The organism is Bartonella sp. AP58NXGY (assembly GCF_042195785.1).
Lineage (GTDB): Bacteria > Pseudomonadota > Alphaproteobacteria > Rhizobiales > Rhizobiaceae > Bartonella.
Window position 1 is genome coordinate 315 of sequence record NZ_JBHIOY010000416.1, and the last position, 252, is coordinate 566.

Sequence of the window (252 nt, forward strand, 5' to 3'; positions counted from 1 at the left end):
TGTGATTGATGCCGGCATTGGACGCCCATCCCATGCGGCTGTTGCTATGGAACTGGGCTATGACGCAGTGCTTCTTAATACCGCAGTTGCTAAAGCAGGAAATCCTGTCTTGATGGCTGAAGCGTTTTCTAAAGCTATCCAGGCAGGGCGTATGGGATATCAAGCAGGAATTCTCGAAGCACGCAATGTCTCCGTTCCTTCAACCCCCGTTATTGGTAAAGCGGTATTTTGATGAAGTTGGACCCCTTTTAT

The 252-nt window shown here is 48.8% G+C and carries 1 pseudogene; it reads left to right on the plus strand.

The features are described 5' to 3' along the window. Window positions 1-232: pseudogene (locus ACFINC_RS11775) on the plus strand (thiazole synthase); the annotation flags it as partial. Window positions 233-252 lie beyond the last annotated feature (20 nt).